The sequence below is a fragment of the Variovorax sp. P4_D9 genome (assembly GCF_056401695.1).
This window is the reverse complement of record NZ_JBFUIU010000728.1, coordinates 1-4,395: the sequence shown is the minus strand read 5'-3', so window position 1 is coordinate 4,395 and position 4,395 is coordinate 1. Positions and strand designations below refer to the sequence as shown.

The 4,395-nt window shown below is 65.4% G+C and carries 5 protein-coding genes; all 5 read left to right on the top strand.

Going from position 1 to position 4,395, the window contains the following annotated elements; translation table 11 throughout:
• Positions 1-596: extracellular solute-binding protein (locus AC1DY5_RS43730; protein WP_478120659.1), on the top strand; the 596-nt coding region annotated here is incomplete at its 5' end.
• Positions 597-742: 146 nt separating this feature from the next.
• Entirely contained in the window at positions 743-1,624 is an 882-nt protein-coding gene (gene ugpA / locus AC1DY5_RS43725; RefSeq protein ID WP_478120658.1) for a sn-glycerol-3-phosphate ABC transporter permease UgpA, read from the top strand.
• On the top strand, positions 1,624-2,475 hold the full coding sequence (gene ugpE, locus AC1DY5_RS43720; RefSeq protein WP_478120657.1) for a sn-glycerol-3-phosphate ABC transporter permease UgpE: 852 nt from the start codon (positions 1,624-1,626) through the stop codon (positions 2,473-2,475). The genes ugpA and ugpE overlap by 1 nt, the downstream gene beginning before the upstream one ends.
• Before the next feature lie 64 nt (positions 2,476-2,539).
• Positions 2,540-3,547 (top strand): sn-glycerol-3-phosphate ABC transporter ATP-binding protein UgpC, encoded by a 1,008-nt coding sequence (ugpC, locus tag AC1DY5_RS43715; RefSeq protein WP_478120656.1) that lies wholly within the window; start codon positions 2,540-2,542, stop codon positions 3,545-3,547.
• Positions 3,544-4,293 carry a glycerophosphodiester phosphodiesterase gene (ugpQ, locus tag AC1DY5_RS43710; RefSeq protein ID WP_478120655.1) on the top strand — a complete coding sequence of 250 codons (750 nt, stop codon included), beginning with the start codon at positions 3,544-3,546 and terminating at the stop codon, positions 4,291-4,293. The genes ugpC and ugpQ overlap by 4 nt, the downstream gene beginning before the upstream one ends.
• Positions 4,294-4,395: the final 102 nt, after the last annotated feature.

The following is a 4,395-nucleotide window of genomic DNA, read 5'->3' as shown; positions in this document are numbered from 1 at the left end:
TGGCCAAGCAGGGCCTGTTCATCTACAAGGGTCGTGGCAACGTGCCCGAAGCGTCGTTCGTGTCCGGCGAGTGCGCCATGATCGCCACCTCGTCCGGTTTCTACGGCAACGTGGCGAAGAACGCCAAGTTCGCCTACGGCCTGACCGCGCTGCCCTACTACCCCGACGTTCCGGGCGCGCCCCAGAACACGGTCATCGGCGGCGCCAGCCTGTGGGTGATGGCAGGCAAGAAGTCGGAAGAGTACAAGGGCATCGCCAAGTTCTTCAGCTTCATCTCGACACCTGACGTGCAGTCGGCCAGCCACAAGCGCACCGGCTACCTGCCGATCACCATGGCGGCCTACCAGCTCACCGACAAGTCGGGCTTCTACAAGGAGCATCCGGGGACTGACGTCGCCGTGACCCAGATGATCCGAAAGGTGACCGACAAGAGCCGCGGCATCCGGCTGGGCAACTACGTGCAGATCCGCGCCATCGAGGACGAGGAACTCGAACAGGTCTGGAGCGGCAAGAAGACCGCCAAGGAAGCGCTCGACGCGATCGTGACGCGTGGCAACGAGCAGTTGGAACGCTTCCAAAAGGCGAATAAAGGCTGACGCCTTTTTCGCCTTGGGCTTCCAGGTCGGCACCCCACCCCTGCCCTCCCTGCCAAGCGGGGAGGGTGCCTGCCCACCAGGCGGACGCAGTTAGACTCGCAGCCCCGCCGGGCCTGAGAACCGGCGGGGTTTCTTTTGAGGGATTCATGGAAAAACGCGTCGTCTTTCGCTCGGGCTGGCTGCCCTGGGCGCTGCTAGCGCCGCAAATGGCCGTCATCATCGTGTTCTTCTTCTGGCCGGCCAGCCAGGCGCTGATGCAATCGATGCAGATGCAGGATGCCTTCGGCACCGCGACTGAATGGGTCGGCTTCGACAATTTCAAGCAGTTGTTCTCGGACCCGAAGTACATCGACTCCTTCGAGACCACGGCGCTGTTCTCGATCCTGGTGGCTTTCTTCGGGCTCACGATCTCGCTCGTGCTGGCCGTCTTCGCGGACCGCATCGTGCGCGGAGCGATGCTCTACAAGACCCTGCTGATCCTGCCCTATGCCGTGGCGCCCGCGGTGGCCGCCGTGCTGTGGGTCTTCATGTTCTCGCCCTCCCTGGGCGTGGTCGCCTACGCACTCGGCAAGATCGGCATCGACTGGAACCACCTGCTCAACTCGACCCACGCCATGACGCTGATCGTGATGGCCGCGGTCTGGAAGCAAATCTCCTACAACTTCCTGTTCTTCCTGGCCGGCCTGCAGTCGATTCCCAAGTCTCTGATCGAGGCCGCCGCCATCGACGGCGCCGGGCCCCTGCGCCGCTTCTGGACGGTGCAGTTTCCGCTGCTGTCGCCGACCACCTTCTTCCTGCTCGTGATCAACATCGTCTACGCCTTCTTCGACACCTTCGCGATCGTCGATGCGGCGACCCAGGGCGGACCGGGCCGGGCGACCTCGATCCTGGTCTACAAGGTCTACTACGACGGCTTCAAGGCGATGGACCTCGGCGGCTCGGCCGCGCAGTCGGTGGTGTTGATGGCGATCGTGGTGGTACTCACCGTAATCCAGTTCCGCTACGTCGAAAAGAAGGTGAACTACTGATGGTCGAACGAAGCCCAAGCCTCGGCATCCTGGCCCATGCCGTGATGATCTTCGGCGTCCTGATCGTCGCCTTCCCGCTCTACCTGGCCTTCGTGGCATCGAGCCACACGGCCCAGGAAATCGTGCAAGCGCCGATGCCGCTTCTGCCCGGCGGCCACCTCTGGGAGACCTACAAGTCGGCCCTGTTCGGCCGCACGGCCGGCGCCGGATCGACCGCGCCGGTGGCTCGAATGATGTGGGTCAGCCTGGTGTCGGCACTGGTCATCACCTTCGGCAAGATCGCGATCTCGCTGCTGTCGGCGTTCGCGGTGGTGTACTTCCGCTTTCCGTTCAAGACGCTGTGCTTCTGGGCCATCTTCGTGACGCTGATGCTGCCGGTCGAAGTGCGCATCGGCCCGACCTACCAGGTCGTCTCGAACCTCGGCATGCTCAACAGCTACGCCGGCCTGACGATCCCGCTGATCGCCTCGGCGACCGCCACCTTCCTGTTCCGGCAGTTCTTCATGACCGTGCCCGACGAACTCATCGAGGCCGCCCGCATGGACGGCGCCGGCCCGATGCGCTTCTTCTGGGACGTGCTGCTGCCGCTGTCGAAGACCTCGATCGCGGCGCTATTCGTGATCCAGTTCATCTATGGCTGGAACCAGTACCTGTGGCCGCTGCTCGCGACCACCACCGAGGACATGTACCCGGTGGTGATCGGCATCAAGCGCATGATCGCCGGCGGCGACGGCCAGAACGAATGGAACATCGTAATGGCGACCGCGCTGCTGGCGATGCTGCCGCCCGCCCTGGTCGTGATCCTGATGCAGAAGTGGTTCGTCAAAGGCCTGGTGGATACGGAAAAGTAAATCACTTTGCGGGACAGACCAAAGTTGCGAAGCAATTTGCTCCGTCCCCAACTGACTAGAAACAATGGCTGCACTCTCACTTCGCAACGTCATCAAGCGCTACGGCCACGGGCCGAAGGCGAACCAGGTCATCCACGGCGTCAGCGCCGAGATCCCCGACCACGAATTCGTCGTCATCGTGGGGCCTTCGGGCTGCGGCAAGTCGACTCTGCTGCGGATGGTCGCGGGCCTGGAGGAGATCAGCGCCGGCGAGATCCGCATCGGCGACCGCGTCGTCAACAATCTCGAGCCGTCCGAGCGCGACATCGCGATGGTGTTCCAGAACTACGCGCTCTATCCGCACATGACGGTCTTCGACAACATGGCATACGGCCTGAAGATCGCCAAGGTGCCGGTGCCCGAGATCAAGACCCGGGTCGACAAGGCGGCCAAGATCCTCGAACTCGGCCACCTGCTCGAACGCAAGCCGCGCGAACTCTCGGGCGGCCAGCGCCAGCGCGTCGCCATGGGCCGTGCCATCGTGCGCCAGCCGAAGGTGTTCCTGTTCGACGAACCGCTGTCGAACTTGGACGCCAAGCTGCGCGCCCAGACCCGGCTCGAGATCCAGAAGCTGCACCGCGAGCTCGGCATCACCTCGCTGTTCGTGACSCACGACCAGGTCGAGGCCATGACGCTGGCCGAACGGATCATCGTCATGAACGGCGGCGTGATGGACCAGTTCGCCACCCCCGACGAGGTCTATTCGCGTCCCGCCACCACCTTCGTCGCGAGCTTCATCGGCTCGCCGCCGATGAACCTGCTGCGGCATGCGCCGGGCGTCCGACCCGGCATGATCCTCGGCATCCGGCCCGAACACCTGAGCCTCGATCCGAACGGCTGGTCGGTCCAGGTCGAGCATGTCGAACTGCTGGGCGCCGAGCGGCTGATCTACGGCCGCATCGGCGAAGAGCAGCTGATCATGCGGGTCGACGAGGGCCACACGCCGCCGGTCGCCGGCGACACCGTCAAGATCGCGGCACGCCAGGACAAGCTCCACTGGTTCGACGCYGGTTCCGGGAAGAGAAGCGCATGAGCGCAGCGCCGGCTGCCTGGCCCTACCCGCGCTGGATCGCCCATCGCGGTGCCGGCAAGCTGGCGCCCGAGAACACGCTGGCCGCCTTCCGCGTCGGCGCCGAGTACGGCTATCGCATGTTCGAATGCGACGCCAAGCTCAGTGCCGACGGCGTGCCCTTCCTCTTGCATGACGCAACGCTCGAGCGCACCAGCAGCGGTCGCGGGGTCGCAGGCGACCTGCCATGGAAGGCGCTGTCGCAGATCGACGCCGGTGCCTGGCATTCGCGCCGCTACGCCGGCGAGCCGCTGGCGAGCCTCGAGGGCCTGATCCGTTTCTGCCTGGCGAACCGCTACGCGCTGAACATCGAGATCAAGCCGCCCCCCGGGATCGAGCGCCTGACCGGCGAGGTCGTCGCCCGCCATGCCGCGCGGCTCTGGAACGACGCGGCCCTGCCGCCGCCCCTGCTCACCTCCTTTGCGCCCGACGCCCTTCGCGGGGCGCTCGCCACCCAGCCCGAATTGCCGCGCGGCCTGCTGCTGGACACGCTGCAGGAGGGTTGGCTCGCCACGGCGCTCGAACTCGGCTGCGTCGCCGTGGTCTGCAACTACGCGTTGTGGGACAGCGCGATAGTGGCGCAGGTGCACGACGCCGGAATGCGCGCGCTGAGCTACACAGTGAACGACGAACGGGCGGTCGAGCGGCTGCTCTCCCTCGGCACCGACGGTATCATCACCGACCGCGTCGACCGCTTCAGCCCAGGGTGACTGGCCCCCACGCTCCCTCACTTTGTGTGGTCGCTGCCCCCCGAGGGGGCCGCAGGCCGCCTTGGGGCGGCCCGGCGCCGGCCTAGGCTCGCCGCTGCCGGG

Coding starts and splice junctions, on each gene's coding strand:
- ugpE (WP_478120657.1), top strand. CDS start 1,624: ATGGTCGAACGAAGCCCAAGCCTCGGCATCCTGGCCCATGCCGTGATG.
- ugpQ (WP_478120655.1), top strand. CDS start 3,544: ATGAGCGCAGCGCCGGCTGCCTGGCCCTACCCGCGCTGGATCGCCCAT.
- ugpA (WP_478120658.1), top strand. CDS start 743: ATGGAAAAACGCGTCGTCTTTCGCTCGGGCTGGCTGCCCTGGGCGCTG.